Annotated in this window: 21 protein-coding genes and 1 pseudogene; 10 read left to right on the forward strand and 12 right to left on the reverse strand. The window is 73.0% G+C overall.

The window, feature by feature from the left end; all coding sequences use genetic code 11:
* Nucleotides 1-28 precede the first annotated feature (28 nt).
* Entirely contained in the window at nt 29-1,531 is a 1,503-nt protein-coding gene (locus HN013_RS19975; protein ID WP_171168100.1) for an AarF/ABC1/UbiB kinase family protein, read from the reverse strand.
* Between the two features lie 14 nt (nt 1,532-1,545).
* Nucleotides 1,546-1,833 (reverse strand): hypothetical protein, encoded by a 288-nt coding sequence (locus HN013_RS19980; RefSeq protein ID WP_171168102.1) that lies wholly within the window; start codon nt 1,831-1,833, stop codon nt 1,546-1,548.
* A gap of 203 nt (nt 1,834-2,036) precedes the next feature.
* Between HN013_RS19980 and HN013_RS19985 the strand changes: the two genes are divergently transcribed.
* Nucleotides 2,037-3,299, forward strand: coding sequence for a polyprenyl synthetase family protein (locus HN013_RS19985; protein ID WP_171168104.1), 1,263 nt, complete (start codon nt 2,037-2,039; stop codon nt 3,297-3,299).
* A 123-nt stretch (nt 3,300-3,422) separates the two neighbouring features.
* On the forward strand, nt 3,423-3,902 hold the full coding sequence (locus HN013_RS19990; protein WP_171168106.1) for a hypothetical protein: 480 nt from the start codon (nt 3,423-3,425) through the stop codon (nt 3,900-3,902).
* 183 nt (nt 3,903-4,085) lie between these two features.
* Here the strand turns inward: HN013_RS19990 and HN013_RS19995 are convergent, their stop codons facing one another.
* Nucleotides 4,086-5,312, reverse strand: coding sequence for a beta-ketoacyl synthase (locus HN013_RS19995; RefSeq protein ID WP_171168108.1), 1,227 nt, complete (start codon nt 5,310-5,312; stop codon nt 4,086-4,088).
* A gap of 325 nt (nt 5,313-5,637) precedes the next feature.
* Here HN013_RS19995 and HN013_RS20000 point away from each other — a divergent pair, with 325 nt between their 5' ends.
* Nucleotides 5,638-6,198 (forward strand): TetR/AcrR family transcriptional regulator, encoded by a 561-nt coding sequence (locus HN013_RS20000; protein ID WP_171168110.1) that lies wholly within the window; start codon nt 5,638-5,640, stop codon nt 6,196-6,198.
* Between the two features lie 81 nt (nt 6,199-6,279).
* Here HN013_RS20000 and HN013_RS33970 read toward each other — a convergent pair whose 3' ends face one another.
* From HN013_RS33970 to HN013_RS20015, 3 genes are all read right to left on the reverse strand, one after another.
* On the reverse strand, nt 6,280-6,705 hold the full coding sequence (locus HN013_RS33970; protein WP_171168112.1) for an ester cyclase: 426 nt from the start codon (nt 6,703-6,705) through the stop codon (nt 6,280-6,282).
* A 552-nt stretch (nt 6,706-7,257) separates the two neighbouring features.
* Nucleotides 7,258-7,872: a LysE family translocator gene (locus HN013_RS20010; protein WP_171168113.1), complete on the reverse strand. Its 615-nt coding sequence runs from the start codon at nt 7,870-7,872 to the stop codon at nt 7,258-7,260.
* 138 nt (nt 7,873-8,010) lie between these two features.
* Nucleotides 8,011-8,622 (reverse strand): TetR/AcrR family transcriptional regulator, encoded by a 612-nt coding sequence (locus tag HN013_RS20015; RefSeq protein WP_171168115.1) that lies wholly within the window; start codon nt 8,620-8,622, stop codon nt 8,011-8,013.
* Nucleotides 8,623-8,694: 72 nt separating this feature from the next.
* Between HN013_RS20015 and HN013_RS20020 the strand changes: the two genes are divergently transcribed.
* Nucleotides 8,695-9,516 (forward strand): class I SAM-dependent methyltransferase, encoded by an 822-nt coding sequence (locus HN013_RS20020; protein WP_171168117.1) that lies wholly within the window; start codon nt 8,695-8,697, stop codon nt 9,514-9,516.
* Nucleotides 9,517-9,577: 61 nt separating this feature from the next.
* Here the strand turns inward: HN013_RS20020 and HN013_RS20025 are convergent, their stop codons facing one another.
* Together HN013_RS20025 and HN013_RS20030 are read right to left on the reverse strand one after the other, a co-directional pair.
* The gene (locus HN013_RS20025; protein ID WP_171168118.1) at nt 9,578-10,066 is read right to left on the reverse strand and encodes a glutathione peroxidase; all 489 of its coding nucleotides are present in this window, start codon (nt 10,064-10,066) and stop codon (nt 9,578-9,580) included.
* A gap of 214 nt (nt 10,067-10,280) precedes the next feature.
* Complete coding sequence (locus tag HN013_RS20030; protein ID WP_171168120.1) at nt 10,281-11,135, reverse strand: MBL fold metallo-hydrolase; 855 nt, start codon at nt 11,133-11,135, stop codon at nt 10,281-10,283.
* A 62-nt stretch (nt 11,136-11,197) separates the two neighbouring features.
* Here HN013_RS20030 and HN013_RS20035 point away from each other — a divergent pair, with 62 nt between their 5' ends.
* The gene (locus HN013_RS20035; protein WP_171168122.1) at nt 11,198-11,602 is read left to right on the forward strand and encodes a helix-turn-helix domain-containing protein; all 405 of its coding nucleotides are present in this window, start codon (nt 11,198-11,200) and stop codon (nt 11,600-11,602) included.
* On the opposite strand, the gene HN013_RS20040 is transcribed toward HN013_RS20035, so the two are convergent.
* Nucleotides 11,603-12,007 (reverse strand): hypothetical protein, encoded by a 405-nt coding sequence (locus tag HN013_RS20040; protein ID WP_171167961.1) that lies wholly within the window; start codon nt 12,005-12,007, stop codon nt 11,603-11,605.
* Between the two features lie 43 nt (nt 12,008-12,050).
* Between HN013_RS20040 and HN013_RS20045 the strand changes: the two genes are divergently transcribed.
* On the forward strand, nt 12,051-12,710 hold the full coding sequence (locus HN013_RS20045) for a pentapeptide repeat-containing protein (protein ID WP_171168124.1): 660 nt from the start codon (nt 12,051-12,053) through the stop codon (nt 12,708-12,710).
* Between the two features lie 76 nt (nt 12,711-12,786).
* On the opposite strand, the gene HN013_RS20050 is transcribed toward HN013_RS20045, so the two are convergent.
* Nucleotides 12,787-13,776 carry an Lrp/AsnC family transcriptional regulator gene (locus HN013_RS20050; protein ID WP_312018655.1) on the reverse strand — a complete coding sequence of 330 codons (990 nt, stop codon included), beginning with the start codon at nt 13,774-13,776 and terminating at the stop codon, nt 12,787-12,789.
* Between the two features lie 129 nt (nt 13,777-13,905).
* On the opposite strand from HN013_RS20050, the gene HN013_RS20055 reads away from it, so the two are divergent.
* Together HN013_RS20055 and HN013_RS20060 are read left to right on the forward strand one after the other, a co-directional pair.
* A complete protein-coding gene (locus HN013_RS20055) occupies nt 13,906-15,525 on the forward strand; it encodes an MFS transporter (RefSeq protein WP_171168126.1) in 1,620 nt (539 codons plus the stop codon).
* Nucleotides 15,526-15,617: 92 nt separating this feature from the next.
* Nucleotides 15,618-17,141 (forward strand): alpha/beta hydrolase, encoded by a 1,524-nt coding sequence (locus HN013_RS20060; RefSeq protein ID WP_171168128.1) that lies wholly within the window; start codon nt 15,618-15,620, stop codon nt 17,139-17,141.
* 34 nt (nt 17,142-17,175) lie between these two features.
* Here the strand turns inward: HN013_RS20060 and HN013_RS20065 are convergent, their stop codons facing one another.
* Complete coding sequence (locus HN013_RS20065) at nt 17,176-18,408, reverse strand: HEAT repeat domain-containing protein (protein ID WP_171168130.1); 1,233 nt, start codon at nt 18,406-18,408, stop codon at nt 17,176-17,178.
* Between the two features lie 646 nt (nt 18,409-19,054).
* Here HN013_RS20065 and gshB point away from each other — a divergent pair.
* Nucleotides 19,055-20,011, forward strand: a complete 957-nt coding sequence (gene gshB / locus HN013_RS20070) for a glutathione synthase (protein WP_171168132.1) — start codon at nt 19,055-19,057, stop codon at nt 20,009-20,011.
* Between the two features lie 20 nt (nt 20,012-20,031).
* Here the strand turns inward: gshB and HN013_RS20075 are convergent, their stop codons facing one another.
* Nucleotides 20,032-20,865, reverse strand: coding sequence for a hypothetical protein (locus tag HN013_RS20075; RefSeq protein ID WP_312018656.1), 834 nt, complete (start codon nt 20,863-20,865; stop codon nt 20,032-20,034).
* A 92-nt stretch (nt 20,866-20,957) separates the two neighbouring features.
* Between HN013_RS20075 and HN013_RS20080 the strand changes: the two are divergent.
* Nucleotides 20,958-21,281 (forward strand): annotated as a pseudogene (locus HN013_RS20080) (N-acetyl-gamma-glutamyl-phosphate reductase); the annotation flags it as partial.

The following is a 21,281-nucleotide window of genomic DNA, read 5'->3' on the forward strand; positions in this document are numbered from 1 at the left end:
CGAATCCCCGTGAATCCCGCGATGTTCTTCACCGCCCCCGGCGCGCATGCCGGTGGAATCCCCAGAGGGCCAGCGCGCCCGCCGCGAGCAGCGCGTGCTGCTGCCGGCCGGCGGTACGACGGGACGAGGACGGCGGCCCGTCGTACTCCGGAAGCAGGCCTCCGCGCAGCCGCTCCCCGGCCTCGCTGTAGGCCAGCAGCGCCTCCAGCGCCCGGCGGGCCGTCTGCTGCGGGGAGATGATCTCCCGGAGGACGTGCAGGACGATGCCGTGCACCTCGGACTCGAACAGATCGGGGAACGTCAGGTGCGGGGCCAGCAGCCGCACGCTGCTCTCCAGGTTGACCAGGGACTTCCCGATCAGGGACACGGTCGGGGCCGAGGCGATGCCGCGGCGGGCCGCCCTCTCCAGGACGGAGCCGAACGCGACACCGAAGTTCATCTCCGCCATCGAGGAGGAGGCCAGCTTGGGCACCAGGGCGGCCATGTCGGTGGTGAAACCGGGGATGTTCGACCACGGAGTGGTGCGCCCCAGCTCGGTCCACACCCGTGCCAGGCCGTGGCCGTCGTTCTGGCCGACGGCCATCAGCAGGAGCAGCATGCGCATGCTCGTGCGCTGGTCGAGGCGGCCCACCATGCCCCAGTCCAGCAGCGTCGCCGGGGCGTCCGGGCTGACGAAGACGTTCCCGGGGTGCGGGTCCGCATGGTAGAAGCGGTCGACGAAGTAGCCGCGGCCCATGAACGCCGTCAGCTCGCGGGCGATGGCCTCACGCCGCTGCTCGTCCAGCTCCGCCCGGTCGACCCGGGCCACCGAGCCGCCGGGGGCGAGCGACTGCACCAGGACGCTGGGGGCGGCCGCGACGACGCGCGGGATGTCCAGTTGGGGGAACCGGCCGACCGAGGCGCGGGCCCGTTCCATGTTGGCGGCCTCCTTGGTGAAGTCCAGCTCCGCCTCCATCGCGTCGAAGACGTTGGTGAGGATGGACTCCACGTCGACCACCGCGTTGAAGCGCGGCGCGCCGCGCGCCGTGAGCCAGGCGGCACGGCGCAGCAACGCCATGTCGGCGTGGCTGGTCCGCCGGACACCGGGCCGCTGGAGCTTGATGACGCCGGGGGCGCCGCCGCGGAGGGTGACCCGGTGCACCTGCGCGAGCGAGGCGGCGCCGAGCGGACGGTCGGTGTCCACGTCGTCGAACATCCGCCGCCAGTCCGGGCCGAGGTTCTCCGTGAGTACGGGCGTGAAGGCGGCGAAGGGCTGGGCGGGAACCTGGTCGTTGAGCTTCTGGAACTCGGCGCGCAGGTGCGCCGGTACCAGGTCCGGCCGGGTGGCGAGGACCTGGCCCAGCTTCACGTACAGGGGCCCCAGCCGCTCCAGCGCCCGCCGTGCGGCCCGGGCCCGGCGGGCGGCGCGCCCGGGCGCGAGGGCGTCGTCCGGCGCGTGGCCGGATCGTGTCCGCGGCAATCCCTCGTCCTGGCCGACCAGTTCTCCCAGCACCCTGGCCACGGCGAACAGCCGGCCGCCGACCGCACCCATCGCGCCCGCCGCCGCTACGCCCGCCTGCCGGGCGCGTCCGGCCCGGTGGCCCTGCTGTCGGCCCCGCCGACGGCCGCGAGAAGCGGTTCGACGGTTCTCAGTTCCTCGGCCAGTCTGCCCAGCAGTTCGCCGACGGCGCTCAACTGCCGCGGAAGACCGGCCAGGGCCGCGACGGCGAGGAGCCTGCCCGCGGCACCGGTGAGGTCATCCCCGGCATCGTGGCCCAGGAGGTCGTCGAACGCCTTCTTGTAATCGTCCGCCACATTGCCCATGAATTCCTCGACAACGTTGCGCGTTCCCATCAGGAGGCGTTCCTTCCCCGGTGCCGGTCAGGGGCCAGAACCTATCGGCACGGGCCGGGACACACAAACCGTGCAGTTAATGGGATGAGCAGCAAATCTCTTGTCTCGGCGACAGGTGGGCGTGCGCCCAATTCCCCTCGTCGCCGGGGCGTCATTCGCTAGGTTTGCCGACGCCAATTCCCTGTTACGGAGGGATTGATCTCATGACCGACGACATGCCCCAGCTGTCCGTCCCCCGGGCGCCCGCGGCCGCGACGGGAGGACCCGCGCGGCTGCCCCTGCCCCTGCCGCCGACCCGGAACGCACGGCCCGTGGGCCGGGAGGTGCCGGGCCCCGGGATCACCCCTCGCGCGCAGGGCGACGCCCGGGTCGCCCGGACGGCGTCGGCGCTGCACGAGGGGATCACCCGGCTCTGCCCCGCCGCGCCCGGAGCGGTCCTCAGCGCGGAACTGATGGGGCGGGAGGGGCTCCCCGCGCTCGACCCGGCCGGCTCCGCGGACCGCGACCGGCGGCTCCACGCCGCCCTGGTGGCCCCGGTGCGCCATCTGCTCGACGCCGGCGGCAAGCGCTGGCGCGGCCATCTGATGGCCCGGATCCTGGAGTTGTTCGGCGCCGGCGGCCACCATTACGCCGAGCTCGTCGCCGCGTGCGAGGTCGGGCACGCCGGCTCGCTGATGGTGGACGACGTCGAGGACGCGTCATCCCTGCGGCGCGGCAGCCCGGCGGCGCACACCGTCTTCGGCGAGGCCACGGCCATCAACGCGGGTACCGCCGCCTACTTCAGCCTCGACCGCGCCATCCGGCACACCCTCCCCGAGGACGCGGAGCTCCGGCTGGCGGTGTACGAGACCTACCTGGCCGGTCTGCGCGCCACCCACGCGGGCCAGGCCCTGGACATCCAGGGTCACCAGGAGGAACTGGAGCTGGCGCTGACCACGTCGGACAGCCGGCCGCTGCTGCGGATGCTGGCGCTCACCCACCGGCTGAAGACCGGCGTCCAAGTCCGGGTGGTGTGCGAGATCGGGGCCCTCGCCGGGCGCGCGACGCCCGAACAACGAACAGCCCTGGGGGAGTTCGGTGAGGCGCTCGGGCTCGCCTACCAGATCACCGACGACATCGGCGATCTGAGGGGGGTCACGCACCGCGACCGGGCCACCAAGCACGCGGCCGAGGACCTCCGCAACACCAAGGTCACCTTCCCCCTGGCGTACGCCGTCGCGTTGCTCCCCCGGGCCGAGGCGACCGCCCTGTGGCGCTCCCTGCGCGCGGGGCCCGACGAACGGGCCGTGGCGCGGGCCGTACGGACGATCGAGGACTGCGGGGCCGTGGCCGCCTGCGAGAAGGAAGCGGCCCGCCTGCTGGACGACGCGTGGGCGGCGGTGCGCCCCTGCCTCCCCGACTCCCCGCACACCGCCGCCCTCGCCGACATGGCCGCGGCCGTCGTCCGGCGGACGTGGACCACGTGAACCGGACCACCCCGTCCCCGGCTTCCTCCGCACGCGGCGCACGGCCGCCCCCGCGCCGAGGCCGCGCCCGCGCCCCGAACGCTCCCCGCCCCCGATCTTCGTAGACGCAAGGAGAACCCCCCGATGACGGACACCTTCCGCACCCTGCTGGGCAACATCGCCGACGATGCGAAGAAGGCCCTGGACGACATCCTCGACCGGCCCCCGGCCGGCGCCCAGGGCACGGACCTGCTCACCCGGCACCTGCGCCTCCAGGCCGTCGCCAATCTCCCCGCCGACGCGCTCCAGACGCTCGGCAAGCTCGCCGCGCTGGAGAGTCTGGGCGAGGAGAGCGCCCGTAACCTCCTGCGCGGTGACACGGCGCTGAACACCCTCTCCGGGCTGGCCGGGGCGCCCGTCGCGGGCCTGACGGATCCGCTGGCCGCGGTCAGCGGTGCGGCGGGCGGCGCCGCGGACGTCGCGACGGCCCTGGCCTCCCTCCCCGGCCAGGTGGCCCGGCTCCAGGAGAACATCGCCCAGCTCACCAAGGCCCTGGAGGCCCTGCAGAACCTGGGCGGGGCCCTCGGCCAGGCGACCGGAGCAGGCGGCAAGAAGTCCGCTTGATCCATCGCTCCCCGACCCCGTCGTCCCATCGGTCCACCCCAGGGCCCCTTCCGTCCGCCGTCCGCCGTCCGGCCGGCATCCGCGGGCCACCAGGCTCACCCGGGGCCGCCACCGGTGACGTCGTCCTCCGGACCCATCCGGGTCCGCCGCGCGCGGCGGAGTGGCGTTCGGCGGCGGCGGGCGTCAGGGCGCGGGGGTGAACACCAGCGAGGCGTTGTGGCCGCCGAAGCCGAACGAGTTCGCGAGACCGGCCGTCAGCGGGCCGCGCCGGGGCGCGCCGGCGACGACGTCGAGCGGCACCTCCGGGTCCTGCGCGTCGAGGTTCCGGGTGGCCGGGACCACCTGGTCGCGCAGGGAAAGGACGGTGGCGACGGCGCCCAGCGCCCCCGCGGCCCCGAAGAGATGACCGGTCATCGACTTGGTGGCGGTCACGGCCGGGTGGGTGCCGACGGCCTCGGCGACGGAACGGGCCTCGGTGAGGTCGCCCTGCGGTGTGGAGGTCGCATGGGCGTGGACGAGCGCGATGTCACGCGGCGACAGCCCGGCGTCGGCCAGCGCCCGGCGCATGGCCCGGACCTGGCCCTCCGGGTGGGCGGCGGTGATGTGGTGGGCGTCGGAGGTGACGCCCGCGCCGGCGAGCGCCGCGTGGGCGCGGGCGTTCCGGGCGGCCGCGAACCCGGCACGCTCCAGGACGACCACGGCCGCCCCCTCGCCGATGACGAACCCGTCGCGGTCGACGTCGAACGGCCGCGACGCGCGGCCGGGTTCGTCGTTGCGGGTCGAGTGGGCCCTGGCCTGCGCGAACCCGGCCAGCGGCAGCGCGCAGACGCAGGCCTCGGTGCCGCCCGCCACGACCACGTCGGCCCGGCCGAGCCGGATCAGGTCCAGGCCCTGCGCGATGGCCTCCGCCCCGGAGGCGCAGGCGCTGACCGGAGTGTGGGCGCCGCCCCGGGCGCCCAGTTCGATGCTGACCCAGGCGGCCGGGCCGTTGGCCATGAGCATGGGCACGGTGTGCGGGGAGACCCGCCGTACCCCGGAGGTCTCCAGGACGTCGTCCTGGCCGAGCAGGGTCAGGGCGCCGCCGGTGCCCGTGCCGATGACGACGGCCAGCCGCTCGGGGTCGGCCTCGGGCCGGCCCGCGTCGGCCCACGCCTCGCGGGCGGCTATCAGGGCGATCTGCTCGCAGCGGTCCATCCGGCGGGCCTGGACCCGGTCCATCACCCCGGCGGGATCCACCTTGAGCCGCCCCGCGATCCGGACGGGCAGCCCGGCCGCCCACTCCTCCTCGATCGGCCCGATCCCCGACTCCCCGGCCAGCATCGCGGACCAGGTCGACGCGGCGTTCCCGCCCAGCGGCGTCGTCGCCCCGAGCCCCGTGACCAGCACGGCGTTGGTGTCCCCAGCACTCACTGGACGAACCCCCTCTTGTTATAGCCCTTTGTGGTGGCAGCACAGGCGAACGGCGCCCTGCGCTGCGCGCGGAACCCGGCAGGCCCCGGCTCACGACCCCACCCTGTCAAGGAGGTTCGCGTTCCGCGCATGCCGTGATCAACGCATTCCGGCATCGACGATATGTGGGGTCCCTACAAGGTGTTCCCGGGAGGTGACGCCCGTCGGCCCCTTCGCCCGTCATTAGTGAAACAGTCGTACCATAAACTCGTCCTGAAGCGACGAGCGAGCGGTGAGCGTGCGGCTGGCGCGCGCTGGGAGAACGACGACGAGAGGACGGTGCCGCGTGGCACGACCCCCGGACCCCGCCCGGCGGGAGCGCACCCTGGCGCGGGCGGCCGACCACGTCCTGGCGCACGGCCTGGCCGGTATGAGCCTGCGTCCGCTGGCCGCCGCCCTCGGCACCAGTCCGCGCATGCTGCTCTACGACTTCGGCAGCAAGCAGGAACTGGTCTCGGCGGTCCTCGCCGAGGCCCGCCGCCGCGGCGCGGCGCGGGTGGCCGGGGAGCTCGTCCCGGAGACGGCCACCCCCGAGGAGCGTCTGCGCGCCCTCTGGGCCTGGATCAGCGCGCCCGAACGGGTGCCGTTCGTCCGCCTGTTCTTCGAGGTGCACGCCGACGCCGTGGCCCATCCCGAGCACTACCCGGACCTGGCCACCGTGGTCACCGACTGGTTCGGCACCCTGGGCGCCGCCTTCCGCGACGTCACGACCGACCCCGACGACACCGTGACCCCGACCGTGGTCATGGCGTTCGTCCGCGGGTTGCTGCTCGACCTCGCGGTCACCGGCGACCGCGACCGCGCGGACCGCGCGGTGGACCGCTTCGCGGGGCTGCTGCGGCCGTGACGGGCTGTGTGTGCGCGGTGGCTGTGCCTCGGGGCCCTATGTCTCGGGGTTCTGTGCCTCGGGGTTCTTCGTCTCGGGGTTCTACGTCTCGGGGGTCGGGAGGACCCCCAACTGCTGCAGAAATGCCAGCAGATCCTTGTCCGACCACTTCTCGGCGAGCCGGCCGTTTTCAATGCGGTGGATCACGGTCGCGGTCATCTTGACCGTGCGGCCGGTGGCCGGAATGCCCGGCAGGTCCCCGCTCTGCACCCCCTCGGCCAGCAGCCGGGTCACGACCTTGTCGCCCTCGGCGATCTGGTCCTCGATCCGGTGGGTGCCCGGCGTGCTCTCCCAGAACATCCGGAAGGCCTGCTTGAGCCCTTCGCGGCCCGGGGCGAACCCGGGGAACGGCGGCGGCGAGTGGTCGAGGTAGTCCTCGGCCACGAGCTCGTCCATGGCGTCGAGGTTCCCCCTGTCGATCTCCTCGTAGAACCGGCGAACCAGCCTCTTGTTCTCCTCCGGGGACACGGGACCGCCTTCCGCGCTCGGCGCACACCGCCGGGACCGGCGGCGCGTGTTCCCGGCAGCCTCGCCTCTGAGGGCGGCCGGGCGGTACGGCACGCCGCGCGGCCGCCCGCGTTCACCCGGATCGCCGCGGCCCGGCCGGTGGTTCCCCGGCGGGGGAGTGGTCCCGCCCACTGCCACGCAGCGGAAGGGCTTGATGGCCGCCGTGCAGGCGACGCCGAGCAGCCCGCTCGGCTTCGTCGGCAAGGCGGCTTCTGCGGGTACGCCGACCCGACGATCCGTGACTGGTCCCGCCGCGACGACGCCGTCGCGCAGCGCCTCCGGCGCGTCGGCAACCGACGCGTGGACTACCTGCGCTCGCTGTTCGGCTCGCTCTGCCCCGACGGGGACGACGTCGAGGTCCGCCGCCTGCTCGCGTTCTCACTGCGCGTCGGCGACCACTTCATCGCCGCCGGTCACGGGGACGCCGGCCGGGCGGAGGTCCCGAAGCCGGCCAGGAGGCGGCTGTTGGGCCTCACGGCCCGTTCCGGCCGCTCTCCGCCGGGGCGGGGCCGGTCACGCCTCGGCCGCGACCCGCAGGCCGAAGCCGATGAGCACGACGCCGGTCACACGGTCCAGCGCACGGCGGACACGCGGCCGCTCGAACACCGACCGGGCGCGCGAGACGACGTACACGTAGGCGCCGAGCCAGGACAGCGTCAACGCCGCGTGCAGCAGGACGAGCAGGCCCATGCCCTCCGCCGTGGAGAGGCCGTCCGGCGCCAGGGTCGGGAGCACCCCGGTGTAGAACACGGCGATCTTCGGGTTGAGCATGTTCGCCACCAGGCCGCTCACGAACGCCCCTCCGGACCCCCGGGCCTCCGCCACGGCAGGCTCGGGCGCCGCGCGCCGGCTCTGCCACAGCGCCTGCGCACCGAGGAAGGCCAGGTAGCCCGCCCCGAGGAGCTTGACGACGAGGTACGCCTCCGCCGACGCCGCGAGGACCGCCGCCAGTCCGACCACCGTGAACACGCCCCACGCCAGCAGCCCGGCGGTGATGCCGGCGGCCGTGCGCAGGGCCTCCGTCCGCCCCGAGGCGATCGCGCGCTTGGTGACGACGGCCATGTCGGGCCCCGGCACGATGGTCAGCAGAGCGAGTACTCCGGTGGCCGTCGCCAGTTGTGTCCACATACGTTCCGGTCCCCCCGTCCGACGCCGGGTCGGCGGAGGCGCCTCGCCGTCGTTGTCGCTGTTCCGTGCGCGGGCGGAAGCAGGAGCCCGCCCCGTGCCGATCTTACGCAGGGACCCGACGGGCCCGGTTCGGACCGCTCAGGACAGCGGTTCCCGTACGACGCCCCCGACGACCGAGTCCACGATCCGGAGGACGGCTTCGCGCTCCGGCGGTGCGCCGTCCCGGCCGGCGAAGAGCAGGTGCCCGGTACCGATCAGGGTGAGGGCGAGCGTGTCCACGTCGGCGTCCTCGGTGACGCGGCCCCGTTCCTGTTCGGCGGCGAGGTAGGAGGCGAGCATGGCGGTGGCCTCCGCCAGAACCGGGACGCCGCCCGGCCCGCCCGTCCCGCCCGTCCGGCGCAGGCGGGCGCGCAGGGTGTCGCGGGCGGTGATGAGGCCGACGATCGCCACGGCCAGCGATCCGAACAGGTCCGTCAGCGCGTCGGTGAGGTGGCCGGCGACGGTACCGGTCCCGGCGGACTCGCGCAGGGCGGTGGCCTGTTCGTCGAGCCGGGCGACGCGGTCCAGGACCAGCTCGGCGAGGAAGGCGTCGAAGTCGGCGAAGCGCCGGTGCAGCACGCCCTTGGCGCAGCCGGCCTCCGTGGTGACCGCGCGGCTGGTCAGCGCGTTCGGCCCGTCCCGGAGCAGGACGCGCTCGGCAGCGTCGAACAACTGCTCACGCGCGTCGCGGAGGGCGATTCCTGTCGGCACCGTGCGTCTCCCTTGATATTGGCGGGCCCTGACCGATTGACGAGTGGGCGCGCGCCCACTATTAGTGGGCACATGCCCACTCTACCTCCCGAGCCCGCCCGTCCCTCCGGGAACGAGCCTCATCAACTCCAGGAAACCGCGGCGTCGTTCGGCGCCGAAGCCGAGCGCTACGACCGGACCAGGCCCCGCTACCCCGACGCCCTGGTGGACCGCGTCGTCGCCGGCAGTCCCGGCCCCGACCTCCTCGACGTCGGCGTCGGCACCGGCATCGCCGCCCGGCAGTTCCGGGCGGCCGGCTGCCGGGTCCTCGGGGTCGACGTCGACGCGCGGATGGCCGGCCTGGCACGGCGCGACGGCATCGACGTCGAGGTGGCGGCCTTCGAGACCTGGGACCCCGCCGGTCGCGCCTTCGACACGGTCGTCGCCGGCCAGACCTGGCACTGGGTCGACCCGGCCGCCGGCCCGGAGAGGGCGGCCCGTGTACTGCGGCCCGGCGGCCGGCTGGCGGTCTTCTGGAACGTCTTCCAGCCCCCGTCCGGCCTGGGGGAAGCCTTCTCCGCGGTCTACCGCCGCGTGCTGCCCGACGTCCCGGTGCCCAACCCCGTACCCGGCCTCGACGGCTACGCCCCGATCCTCGCCGGAGCCGCCGACGGGATGCGGCGGACGGGCGCGTTCGACGCCCCGGAGCAGTGGCGATTCGACTGGGAGCGGCCGTTCACCCGCGACGAATGGCTGGACCAGGTACCGACGTTCGGTGGCCACAGCCGGCTCCCGGCGAACGCCCTGGACGAACTGCTGGCGGGCCTCGGCGCCGCCGTCGACGCGGTCGGCGGCCGCTTCACCATGCGCTACACCACCGTCGCGGTAACCGCGAAGCGCGTGGCCGCCGCCTGACCTGTCCGCGCCCCGCCCACGCCGGGTGGGCCCCCGGCGGGGCCCACCGGTACGTCGCGTATCAGGCCGGCAGGACCCCCTCCAGAGCGGCGACGACCTCGGGCGCGTCGGGCTCCGTCTGCGGCGCGAAACGGGCGGCGACCGTGCCGTCCGGGGCGACCAGGAACTTCTCGAAGTTCCAGCGGATGTCCCCGGTGTACCCCTCGGCGTCCGGGACCGTCACCAGCCCGGCGTACAACGGGTGCCGGCCCTCGCCGTTGACATCCGTCTTCTCGGTCAGTGGGAACGTGACCCCATACGTGGCCGAGCAGAACGTCGCGATCTCCTCCGCCGTGCCGGGCTCCTGGCCCATGAACTGGTTGCACGGCACACCCAGCACGGTGAAGCCGCGCCCGGCGTAGGCCGCGTGGAGCTTCTCAAGTGCCGCGTACTGCGGGGTCAGACCGCACTTGGAAGCGACGTTGACGACCAGGACGGCCTTGCCGCGGTACTGCGCGAGGTCCGCCGGGCCGCCGGTGAGGGCGCCGATCTGCACGTCGTGGAGGGACATGGTGCTCCTTCGTCGTCGATGTCGTCGTCGATGTCATGTCGATGACCGGGTGTCGCCCGGCGATCAGGTCAAGTGTGCCCGGGGGCGCGCGGAGGCCCGTGCCCGGGCGCGGGATTCGGGGCCGGTCCGTATCGCCTCCGTATCGCCTCCGTATCGCCGTGATCCGGCCTCGGCTCCGGTATGAGGTCCGATATGAGGCCCAAGCCGGTGGTTCTCAGCCCTTGAGGGCGGCGAGGCGGGCGAACTCCCACGGGTCGTGTGCGCTGAAGACCGTGACCTCGTCCGCGTGGTCGCGGTGCAGGACGCGCAGCCGGTCGCGGGTCACGAGGCGAGCCGCCTCATCGGTCTGTGCTCCGTGCTGGACCGGTTCGAGGGCGGGGTGGGAAAGGGGCGGGGTCCGTTCGAGCTCGCCGTGGAACATGTACGCGTCGCCCGCGTGCAACAGCCACCGTCCCCCGTCGTCGCGCACGGCGACGCCCGCGTGCCCCGCCGAGTGGCCGGGCAGCGGCACCAGCAGCAGCTCGCCCGCCACCCCCTGCGGCCGCGCCGCGTCCGGGAAGCCGAACCACTCGGTGCGCTCCTCCACGAGTGCGGGTGTCAGCCGTGGGCCGTGCGCCCGGTGTGCCGGCATGAAGCGGTCGAGGCTGTGCCGGTGGTGTGGTGCCGTCGGGTCGGTGACGGCCCGGTACTCGTCGGGGTGCAGGTGCACCCGCGCGTGAGGGAAGTCCGGCAGGCCTCCCGTGTGATCGCGGTGCAGGTGGGTGAGCACGATGTGCCGCACGTCCCGTGCCTCGTACCCGAGGCGGACGATCTGGCGCAGCGCGCTCTCCCCGAGGTCCAGCGCGGGCTGGGCGTAGGCGACCCAGTCCGCTCCCAGCGACCGGTCGGGATGCCGCAGATCGGCGGTGCCGATGCCGGTGTCGACCAGGATCAGTCCGTCCGAGTCCGTCTCGATGAGCAGGCAATGGCAGACGGCGGCCAGTTCGCGGTTCATGGCGCCTGCCCTGGAATGTCCGTCGAGGGGCGGAATCTTCCGCAGGGAGCCGCAGTTGAGGTGGTGGATACGCATAAGGTCCCCTGGGGCAGGCGAAGCGGGCGGGTTGTCCGCGACAGAAGTTAGGAGGGGCCTTCGTGACTCACCAAACGGTTGGACACGCACCGGCGGATGACCAGGACGGCCCTCTGGCGCACTGTCCGGACAGCGCCCTCGTCCCGCCGGGCAGCGAACCGCGATGCCCTGTCGACATCACCCTCGCCACGCTGGGCGGCCGATGGACGCCGCTGGTACTCCGCGAGTTCCTGCGGCGCGGTGAGGCGACGTACTCCGAGCTGTCCGCCGCCCTGCCCACCCTGTCGGACAAGGTCCTCTCGGACCGGCTGGCCCAGTTGACCGGCGCGGGCGTCATCGAGCGCCACCGGACTCCCGGCTGGCCTCCCCGAGTCCACTACACCCTGACCGGCCGGGGCCGGGCGCTGGAGCCCGTGGTCCGCAGCATGTGGGAATGGGGCACGGCGCGACGGGACGCCCTCGGCTGATCACCGACGTCTCCGGTGCCTTGCCGGTCCGGCCCGGCCGGGGACGAAGACGGCGCCGGGCCCGCGGACGTGCATGACCGCGCCCCGAACGGCCCGGTCGGTGGGGCACGGACCGCCCGAACGGCCCGGTGGGTGGCGCACGATCCGCCCGAACTGCCCGGTACCGCCCCGACCCCCGCGTTCACGCCCCGCCCGTACCGCGTCCACCACCGTCTCCCCGGCCCGGGGGCGGGCGTAGAGGACCCGGCGTCCCGCGCGGTGGGCGGTGACCAGGCCGGCGCGCGGCCGGACGAACGCGGAAGGCACCAGCAGCGGGCCGCGCCCGTCGAGCCGGCGCGGACCGCGGACGAAGCGGTTCTCCGGACCCGCGCCGATTGGGCGGAACCCCACCCACGTCGGCAGCATGGAGCCCCCTCCCACCACACGGCCGTCCCGGAAGGAACCCCTCATGCGAGCCCGCGCCCCCCGAGACCTGGCCGCACTGCCGTACGCACACCGCCTCCAGCCCTTCATCGGCGAGATCGAGCAGGCGGGCACCTACGAGTGCCTCCACTTCGACGGCACCGTCCTCCAGGACACGGAGGGCGGCAGTTCCCTCTTCAGCGAGTCCGCCTTCTCCTCGGCCGCCTTCGAACGCGGCCGCTACCGGCGCTCGCGCTTCGACGACGTATGGCTCCACACCGTCCGTATGGTCGGCACCAACCTGGCGGAGACCACCTGGCTGGACACCGAGTGCACCGCCGGCGTCTTCGCCGGCACGGAGATCCACGGCACCGAGATGCGCCGCGTCATCTTCCGCCAGTGCAAATTCGACTCGGTCAATCTGCGTGCCGCCACGCTCAGGGACGTCGTGTTCGTCGACTGCCTCCTCCGTGACGTGGACTTCGGCGGCGCCACTCTGACCGACCTCCGCTTCCCCGGCTCCACCCTGGACCGGGCCCGCTTCGACAAGGCCACCCTGACCAGGGTCGACCTGCGCGAGGCCACCGCCCTGGGCATCGCCTCCGGGACCGGGTCCCTGAAGGGCGCGACGATCAGTACGGCCCAGCTGTTCGACCTGGCCCCCGTCCTGGCCCAACACGTCGGCCTCACCGTGAAGGACGACTGACGGGACCGTCAGGACGGCAACGGTGGCCGTGACGAGGAATGACGAGGAATGGCGCCGTCGAGCCCCACCGCGGAGTTCAGGCAAGGGCGGGGGCGAGGCGTTTGACCTCGCGCAGCGTGGGGGTGGTCTCGACGCCCCGGACGCCCGGCAGTGGGCCGAGGCGCCGGTCGATGTAGTCGTACAGGTCGGCCGGCGTGCGGAAGATGCCGCTGGCGACGAGGTTGCAGGTGCCGGTGACGGCGGCGGCGAAGGCGATCTCGGGGTGGGTGGCGAGGGCTTCCCCGACGGTGCGCAGATGAGCGGGGGCCACGTTGAGCCACAGCTTGGTGCTCATGTCGTAGCCGAGGAGCCGGGGGTCGAAGTCGACCGAGAGGCCGAGGACGCCTTCGCCGCGGAGGCGGTCGAGATGGCGCTGGACGCTGGAGGGTGAACGGCCGACCGCGGCGCCGAGTTCGGGGAGGGTGGCACGGCCGTCCCGGGCGAGTTCGGCGAACAGGACGCGGTCGGTGGCGTCCAGGCGCCGTGGGGCGGAGGCCCCGCCGGAAGCGTCCTCGGGGGCGTCGGCGGAGGCTTCGGCGAGGGCGGGCGTGTGGCGGAAGCGGGTGGCGTGCCAGGTGCTGGTGTCCCCGACGAAGATCCGCAGCATGCAGTGCGCGTCGACGGAGAGCACCTGCGGGGTGCGGGGGAGTTTCCGCAGCAGCAGGGCGTCGCGTTCGTCGGCGGTGCGGGTGTCGAGCGCGCAGGAGAGCTCGGTGCCGCCGGAGGCGAGGGCGATCCAACTGGTGTCGGGGCGCCGGGCGAGGGCGTCGGCGACGGTGCCGGCCGCGTCGGGGGTGCAGCGCAGCCGCAGCAGCCAGCGGACCAGGCCCAGGCGCGCCGGGACGGGGTGGCCGACGATGCGCAGGCCCCGTGTGCACAGCCGCTGGTAGCGGCGGGCGACGGTGTGCTCGGAGACGCCCAGGTCCCGGGCGAGCCGGCTGAAGGGGGCCCGGCCGTCGAGCTGCAGGCCCAGCAGCAGGCGCTGTTCGAGGTCGCCCAGGTTGTTGGACAGGTTGTCGGAAGCCACCGCCGTACCCCCTTCACATGCCGGATCCTTGCGCCGGTCAGCGTACGGCTTGGGCGGTCGGAGGGCGGACGTGGAGGGTGACCGGCGTCCTGTCCACCTGCTTCACACCTGCTTCAAGGAGTCTCTTCGATGCGCACCTGGGGGCCGTTGACGGCCATCTGCCTGGGCACGTTCATGCTGCTCGTCGACGTCACGATCGTGCTGGTGGCGCTGCCGTCCATGTCCGGGTCGCTGAACGCGTCGCTGTCGCAGCTGCAATGGGTGGCCGACGGCTACGCGCTGGCGGTGGCCGCCGCCCTGCTCGGCGCGGGCATGCTCGCGGACCTGCACGGCCGGCGGCGGATGTACGCGGCGGGGCTGGTGGTCTTCGCCCTCGCCTCCGTCGCGTGCGCCCTGGCGCCGGGCATGGGCTGGCTGATCGCCGCCCGGCTGGTACAGGGCCTGGGGGCGGCGGCGATGTTCACCACCACCCTGTCGCTGATCAGCACGCTGTACACGGGACGGCGCCTGGGCCTGGCCTTCGGCGTCTGGGCGGCGGTGGCCTCCAGCGCCTCCGCACTGGGCCCGGTCCTGGGCGGCCTGCTCACCCAGGCGCTCGACTGGCGGTGGATCTTCTACGTCAACGTGCCGGTCACCGCCCTCGCCCTGGCGATGACCTTCCGCTACATCCCCCGCTCCACCCCCGCCCGGGACGCGGCCCGGCGCCTGGACGTGCCCGGCGTCGTGCTCTTCGCCCTCGGCGCGGGCGGCTTCGTCCACGCCCTGACCACCTCCCACACCCACGGCTGGACGGCGGCCCAGACGCTCGTACCGCTCGGGGCGGCACTGGTGGCGTTCGCGGCGTTCGTGGCCGTACAGCGGCGCGGCGCCCATCCGTTGCTCGACCTCTCGCTCTTCCGCCGCCCGGCGTTCACCGCGGCGATGATCACGATCGCCGTCGGGGAGGGCGCCGTGTACGGGGTCCTGCCCTACACCTCGGTGTGGCTGCAGTCCGTCCAGCACCTCTCCCCGATGGGCGCCGGCCTGGTCGTGCTCCCGCACGCGCTGGCCGCGGCGCTGGTGGCGGTCGTGTGCGGACGGTGGATGCCCAAGCCCTCCCCGCGCGTGGGTGCCACGCTGGGCCTGTTCCTCGCGGGCCTCGGCCTGGGGGTGGAAGGCTTCCTCGGCCCCGACTCCGGCTGGCCCGTCCTGGTCGGCGGCCTGGCCCTGAGCGGCATCGGCATGGGGCTGGTCTTCCAGGTCGCCGCCGCCCTCGCCCTGGGCTCGGTGCCCGCCGAGCGCGCCGGCATGGCAGGCGGCGTCTACAGCACCTTCGAACAACTCGGCTACGCCGTCGGCGTCGCCGTCTTCGGCACCCTGGCCGTCGCCGGCATGGGCCGCTCGCTGGACGGCCGGGTCACCGACCCGCACGGCACCGCCCGCACCCTGTCCGGCGGCGGGGCGGACGCCCTGCTCTCCGCCGTCCCCGCCGGGGATCGTGCCTCCTTCGAGCACACGCTGCACGCGGTGTTCGCCACCGGCCACAACACCCTCGTCCAGATCGCCGGCGCCCTCGCGACGGCCGGCGCGGTACTCGTCCTGGTCCTCACCAGGCGCACCACGTCAAAGCCGCCCGCCTCGTCGGGTGGACGGGCGGAGGAGCTTCCCCCGTCGCGCCCGCGCCCGCACTCGCAGCCGGAGCCGGAGCCGGAGCCGGAGCCGGAGCCGGAGCCGCAGCCGCAGCCGGAGCTCCGGGCCGCGGGCGACTGATCCCCCGGCGGCGGGCTACGGGGGTTGTCCACAGCCCGAACCGGGGCCTCACCCCATGGAGTTGAGATCACCCTCTCTCTAGCGTGAGAGGCATGAATCGTGCAGCGGCCCTCGCCGCTCTCACCCTGTCCCTGACCACGGTCGCCGCCGCGACCGGCTTGACCCCGGGCGCGGCGGCGAAGACACCGGCATCCGCCACCGACGTCCTCGACCGGTTCCGCCACCAGCCGCTCCACTGGACCGCCTGCAAGGACGACGACCTGACCCGCAAGGGCACCGAGTGCGCGACCCTCAAGGTCCCGCTGGACTACAGCGAGCCCGGCGGCCGCACCCTGGACCTCGCGATCTCCCGGATCAGGTCCGCCGACCCGGCGAAACGGCGCGGCATCCTCCAGACCAACCCCGGCGGCCCCGGCGACCGCGGCCTCGGGACCCCCGCCGACCTCCGGGCGAGGATGACACCGGACGTCGCCGCGGCCTACGACATCATCGGCATGGACACCCGGGGCCTCGGCGCGAGCAGCCCGCTGGACTGCGGCCTGACGCGGTCGACGTGGCTGTGGTCGGTGGGCAGGGACCGGGCGGGCTTCGAAGAGAGCCTGCGGCTCGCGAAGAACGACGCCGACGCCTGCTGGAAGAAGTACCCCGATGTCCTCCCGCACATCTCCACCCGCAACATCGCCCGTGACATGGACCTGGTCCGCAGCGTCCTCGGGCAGCGGACGACCTCCTTCTTCGGGGAGTCGTACGGGACGGTCCTCGGCGCCACCTACGCGCAGATGTTCCCGGCCCGCGTCGACCGACTGGTCCTGGACAGCGCACCCGACCCCGCCAAGTACTGGATGCGGATGCAGCAGGACATGGGCCCGGCCAACGAGCGCGCCCTCGACGACTTCGCCGCCTGGGCCGCGCGGCACCACGGCACGTACCACCTGGGCGCCACACCCTCGGCCGTCCGCGCCGCCGTCGAGGGCCTGATCCGGCGGGCGGAGGCGGAGCCGATCCGGATCGCGGGCTTCCGGCTGGACGACCGCATGCTGCCGACCATCTTCTACGTGTTCGGCACGGACGAGGCCGACAACGACAAGTACGCCGTCGCCGTACGGCAGTTGCTCGACGCGGCCGACGGCAAACCCGTCGAGGCGTCCGACGAGCTCCGCCAGGTACTGACCGCGATGCTCCGGCCCCAAGGCACCGGCACCCACGTCGATCTGGGCGGCACCCTGGCCATCATCTGCGGCGACGTCACCACACCCCGCGACCCGCGGTGGTACAGGAACGCCGTCGAACGCGCCCGGCCCACCCAGCCGGTCTTCGGCCCGATGCTCAACGGCCCGATGCCCTGCGCCTTCTGGAAGGCGAACCCCCGCGAGAAGTGGACAGAGATCAGCAACAACGTCCCCGCCCTCCAGCTCCAGAACACCGGCGACACCCGCACCACCTACGAGGAGGGCCTGGCCATGCACCACAGGATGCGCGGCTCCCGCCTCGTGACCGTCCCCGTCCGCAACCACCTCGTGTACGACTCCTCGTACAGCCCCTGCGCGAAGAAGGCGGTCAACGACTACCTGCTGGACGGCACCCTGCCGCGGAAGGACGTGACCTGCGCGCGGTGAGCGGAGCGGCCTCTTGGGCCGGACGAGCGGGCGTTCAGCCGTCCCGCCCCTGTGCCCGGCGATGACGCCGCAGGGAATCGAGGTGCCAGTAGTAAGGCGAGTCCTGGCCGACGTCGCCGAGGGCGCGCAACACCTCGTCCCCGCGGGGGTCGTCCCGCAGCCCCAGACGGGTCGCCGCCACGACCCGCACGGCCTCGTCCTCGTCGCCCAGACAGGCGGCGAGGGCGTCCGAGGCCGGAGAACCCGCGGGTGCTTCGCCCAGCGCCCAGCAGGCGCTCTCGCGCACCTCCGCGTCCACGTCCCCGGTGCACGCCAGGACGGCGGCCAGGGCCTCGGTGTCCCCGTCCGAAACCGGCCCGTACAGGCCCTTCACGGCCCATCGCCTGACCCCCGCGTCGTGGTTTCGCGCCAGAGCCGGCAGCGGCCGCCGGGCCCGGGGATCGGAGGCGTTGCCCAGGGCGAGGGTCAGGGTCCGCAGCACCAGCGGGTCCTCCTCCCGCGCCACCCAGGGCAGGAGGATGTCGACGATCGGTTCGTCGAAGGACTCGTCCTCCCCGTCGTCATGGACGACGATCAAGCAGAGCACCTCCGCGCCGAAGTACCGCGCCAGCGGGTTCGCGCTGTCCCGCAGGGCGCCCGCCGCATCCCAGTCCGCCCGGTCATGACGCTCCCGGACCGCGTCCGCCGTGGTCAGCCACACCTCGTGCTCGGTGTCCCGCTCGGCCGACGCGCGGTCCAGCAGCTCGGCGAACGGTGTCACGATCCCGTAGCGACGCTCCAGCTCGGTGAGGATCGCGGTGTGCCCGTCCCGGACCGTCAGCCCGCCGAGAGACAGCTCCGCGCACACGGTCCCGGATTCGTGCACAACCCTCCTCCGCCGGATCGGCTCCGACGTACCCGCCCTCCGTCGCAGCTCCGCCTCGACGCCCGCCGAGTGCCAGTACCTGGCCAGCTCCAGGGCGTCGCGCCCCTCGGCGTCCTTGCGGCGCGGATCTGCCCCGTGATGCATGAGCGTGGTGACGATGCCGAGCGCACCCTGCTCGACCGCCCGCAGCAGGGGCGTACGGCCGTCCGGAGCCGGCCGGTCCACCTGGGCCCGCCACACCAACTGCTCGACGATCGCCTCGTCGAGGGCGTCCACCGCCAGACACAGCACGGGCGTCCCACCCCCGTCGACAGCCTCGGGGTCGGCCCCCTCGCTCAACAGCGCCTCGACGCCCCGACCGTCCCCGGCGCGCACGGCGGCGATGAGTGGATGCTCGGCCATGCCCCAATCCCTCTCCCGTACGGTTGCCAAACGGCCGACACTAGAGGGGATGTCCAGACACCGCACGCCGATTACGGGGTGCGCCATATGACCAACGGCGTCCCTGCCTGTCCTGAGTGCAGCCGGCCCATGAAGCCTGGCGGCTTCGTGCTCTCCGATCGGGAGGATGATGGCCGGCGGATTTGCCGGTCACTTTGGAGGTGCGCCGGTCGGCATCTCTGGTGGGGCTGGGCGGACCGGCCGGACGAGCCGTTGGAGGCTTGTCCGGTGCCGGAGCTGTTCCGCTGAGGGTATAGGCCACTTCACGGCATGGCCGAACCTCGTAGGAGCCGAAAGCCTCTCTGCCTCCTTGGGAGGGATCAATTCCACTGGGCGCTGGGAGTACCATCCGCATCCAGGCCGTACGGCTCGAGATCCCTGCTTCCAGCCGCGACTGCGCGAGCCCCACTAGCACGTCGGAGTCCCCGGCCTCCGCAATCCGCTGGTCCAGCGCCTCGGCCGCTGAAAGGTCCCCGGCCTCCCTTCCGTCGCTTCGCCAGAAACAAGTTTGGCCTGTTCGCCAGGTGAGGGGGTGGACGTCCGTCCGCCTCCGAGACGACACTCACGGCGATCGCCCGCGAGTCGGGCCTGGCGAACGGAGGAGCGCATGTTCGTGTTCGTCATGGACCAGCTCGGCGACGGACGGGAGCACAGCGCGACCGTGGCCATGATGCGCGCTGCTGCCGAGCGTGAGCACAGCATCTGGCATTGCCTGGTGAGGGACCTGTCTTTGATCCACGGCCGTGTCCGTGCGGCTGCCCGCCCGGTCATCTTCGACGGCGGCCGGCCGGTACTCGGCGCGCGGGCCGAGCTGGACCTGCACCGGGCCACGGGGGTGCTGGTGCGCGTCGACCCGCCGTACGACATTCTGACCACCACGCTCGTGCTGGAGCATCTGCGTGGTGACAGCGTGCTGATAAACGACCCCAGGGGCCTGCGCGAGGCCAACGAGAAGCTCTACGCCTGCCGGTTCCCCGACCTGATGCCGGCCACCGTGGTGTCCGCAGACCCGGAACGGCTCCTCGCCTTCGCCGCCGAACAGCCGCACGGCGCGGTCCTGAAGCCGCTGTGTGACTTCAAGGGCCGGGGAATCCTGGCCGTGAATTCCGGGGATCCCAATGCCCGGTCGATAGCGGAGATCACGACCGCCCAGGGCAGCCGCCTGGCGATGGCCCAGGCCTTCCTCCCCGAGGTGGCGGAGGGAGACAAACGGATCCTCCTCCTCGACGGACAGCCGCTCGGCGGCTTCCTGCGCCGTCCGGCCGACGGCGACTTCCGCGCCAACATGGCCGTCGGCGGCACCGTTCACGCCACCGACCTCGACGAGCGCGACCTGCTGATCGTGAACCGGATCGCCCCGAGTCTGCGCGCCGACGGCCTGCACCTTGTCGGCATCGACGTCATCGGAGGCCGGCTCACCGAGGTCAACGTCACCAGCATGGCGGGCCTGCCTCAGCTCAACGAGCTCACCGGGGGCCGACATGATCTGCGGATCATCCAGTGGCTGGAGGACAGGAGCGAGCAGCTCGCGGGGGCGGCTCAGCGTTTGAGCCGGCAGGGCTGAGCGTTTCCGTCGGCGGTGCCTCAGGATCGGAGCGGGAGCACAGGCCGGGTGGAGAAGTCCTCGTAGAGGTCTTCACCGTCAGGGCCGTGTACGAACTCGGCCATGGCGGGGTTGCGGTTGGCGGTGGCCAGGGGGAGCCATGCCAGCAGGGGGCCGTAGCCGCCGCACACCGACTCGCCGCCGTCACCGCCGTGCACCGCGGTGGTGACGTTCGTCAGCTCCGTGCGGTAGGTGTCGTAGGTGATGCGCAGTCCAAAGGCGCTCAGCTGGTTCTGCGGGCCGGTGCGGTCGCCGTAGGGGATGCGGTCGAGGGGGCAGTCGTTTCCCCACCGGAACAGGGTGTCCGCTCCGGCTCCACAGGCGTGCTCCCACTCGTCGGAGCTGGGCATCCGCAGGCCCCGGGCCGCGAGTACGGCCGGCATGTCGGCAGGCGGCGCGGTCAGATTCCCGTCCTCGACGGCCATGAGAACCGTGGCCAAGGTGGCCTTCCGGAGCGGACTGAGCATCTGCGCGAGGTGGGCGCGCAGGTCGGGGCCGCAGCCGAAGCCCTGGTCGAGGCTCTCGGCGTAGTCGGCGGCCTGCTCGGGCGTCGGCTGCCAGGCGTCGAGATCGAATCCGAGGGTCACCGCGCCGCCGGGTAGCAGAGCGAATTCTTGGGCATTCCGCTCGATGCGGACCCGGTGCAGCGGAGCGCCGAGGTGCTCAAGGGTTTCGACAGCGGCCACGCGGCCCTCCACCAGGTCCGCCACCTCCTGAGCCACGCGACGGGCGGTGGGCAGGTCGACGGACCGCCACTGGTCGAGGCTGAGATCAGCGAGGGACGTGGGCAGCAGTCTGGCACGCAGGTCTGACACAGCCTTCCGCGCTGTCGCGGAACGGGAAACGGACTGGCTATTGCATAAATCTTCTCTTGTTCGTATATTCATGCCATCACCGAGGAGGACCGATGGCCATACGAGCGGCAGTAGCCGGAGCGAGCGGATACGCGGGCGGGGAAGTGCTCCGTCTGCTGCTCGGGCACCCCGAGGTCCGGATCGGGGCGCTGACCGGGCATTCCAGCGCCGGGCAGGCGCTCGGGACGCTGCAACCGCACCTTCCCGCGCTGGCGGACCGCGTTCTTGAGCCGACCTCCGCCGATGTCCTGGCCGGGCATGACGTTGTGTTTCTGGCGTTGCCGCATGGGCAGTCCGCTGCTGTTGCGGCGGGGCTGGGCGAGGACGTGCTGGTTATTGACTGTGGTGCGGATTTTCGGTTGCGGGATGCGGGGGAG

This window comes from Streptomyces sp. I05A-00742 (genome assembly GCF_013055795.1).
GTDB lineage: Bacteria > Actinomycetota > Actinomycetes > Streptomycetales > Streptomycetaceae > Streptomyces.

Bases quoted from the DNA above. Each gene is read 5' to 3' on its own strand.
- HN013_RS19980 (WP_171168102.1), bottom strand. From the start codon at position 1,833: ATGGGAACGCGCAACGTTGTCGAGGAATTCATGGGCAATGTGGCGGAC.
- HN013_RS20055 (WP_171168126.1), top strand. From the start codon at position 13,906: ATGCGCACCTGGGGGCCGTTGACGGCCATCTGCCTGGGCACGTTCATG.
- HN013_RS20065 (WP_171168130.1), bottom strand. From the start codon at position 18,408: ATGGCCGAGCATCCACTCATCGCCGCCGTGCGCGCCGGGGACGGTCGG.
- HN013_RS19990 (WP_171168106.1), top strand. From the start codon at position 3,423: ATGACGGACACCTTCCGCACCCTGCTGGGCAACATCGCCGACGATGCG.
- HN013_RS19985 (WP_171168104.1), top strand. From the start codon at position 2,037: ATGACCGACGACATGCCCCAGCTGTCCGTCCCCCGGGCGCCCGCGGCC.
- HN013_RS20020 (WP_171168117.1), top strand. From the start codon at position 8,695: ATGCCCACTCTACCTCCCGAGCCCGCCCGTCCCTCCGGGAACGAGCCT.
- HN013_RS20030 (WP_171168120.1), bottom strand. From the start codon at position 11,135: ATGCGTATCCACCACCTCAACTGCGGCTCCCTGCGGAAGATTCCGCCC.
- HN013_RS20040 (WP_171167961.1), bottom strand. From the start codon at position 12,007: ATGCTGCCGACGTGGGTGGGGTTCCGCCCAATCGGCGCGGGTCCGGAG.
- gshB (WP_171168132.1), top strand. From the start codon at position 19,055: ATGTTCGTGTTCGTCATGGACCAGCTCGGCGACGGACGGGAGCACAGC.
- HN013_RS20060 (WP_171168128.1), top strand. From the start codon at position 15,618: ATGAATCGTGCAGCGGCCCTCGCCGCTCTCACCCTGTCCCTGACCACG.
- HN013_RS19975 (WP_171168100.1), bottom strand. From the start codon at position 1,531: ATGGGTGCGGTCGGCGGCCGGCTGTTCGCCGTGGCCAGGGTGCTGGGA.
- HN013_RS20025 (WP_171168118.1), bottom strand. From the start codon at position 10,066: ATGTCCCTCCACGACGTGCAGATCGGCGCCCTCACCGGCGGCCCGGCG.
- HN013_RS20045 (WP_171168124.1), top strand. From the start codon at position 12,051: ATGCGAGCCCGCGCCCCCCGAGACCTGGCCGCACTGCCGTACGCACAC.
- HN013_RS20010 (WP_171168113.1), bottom strand. From the start codon at position 7,872: ATGTGGACACAACTGGCGACGGCCACCGGAGTACTCGCTCTGCTGACC.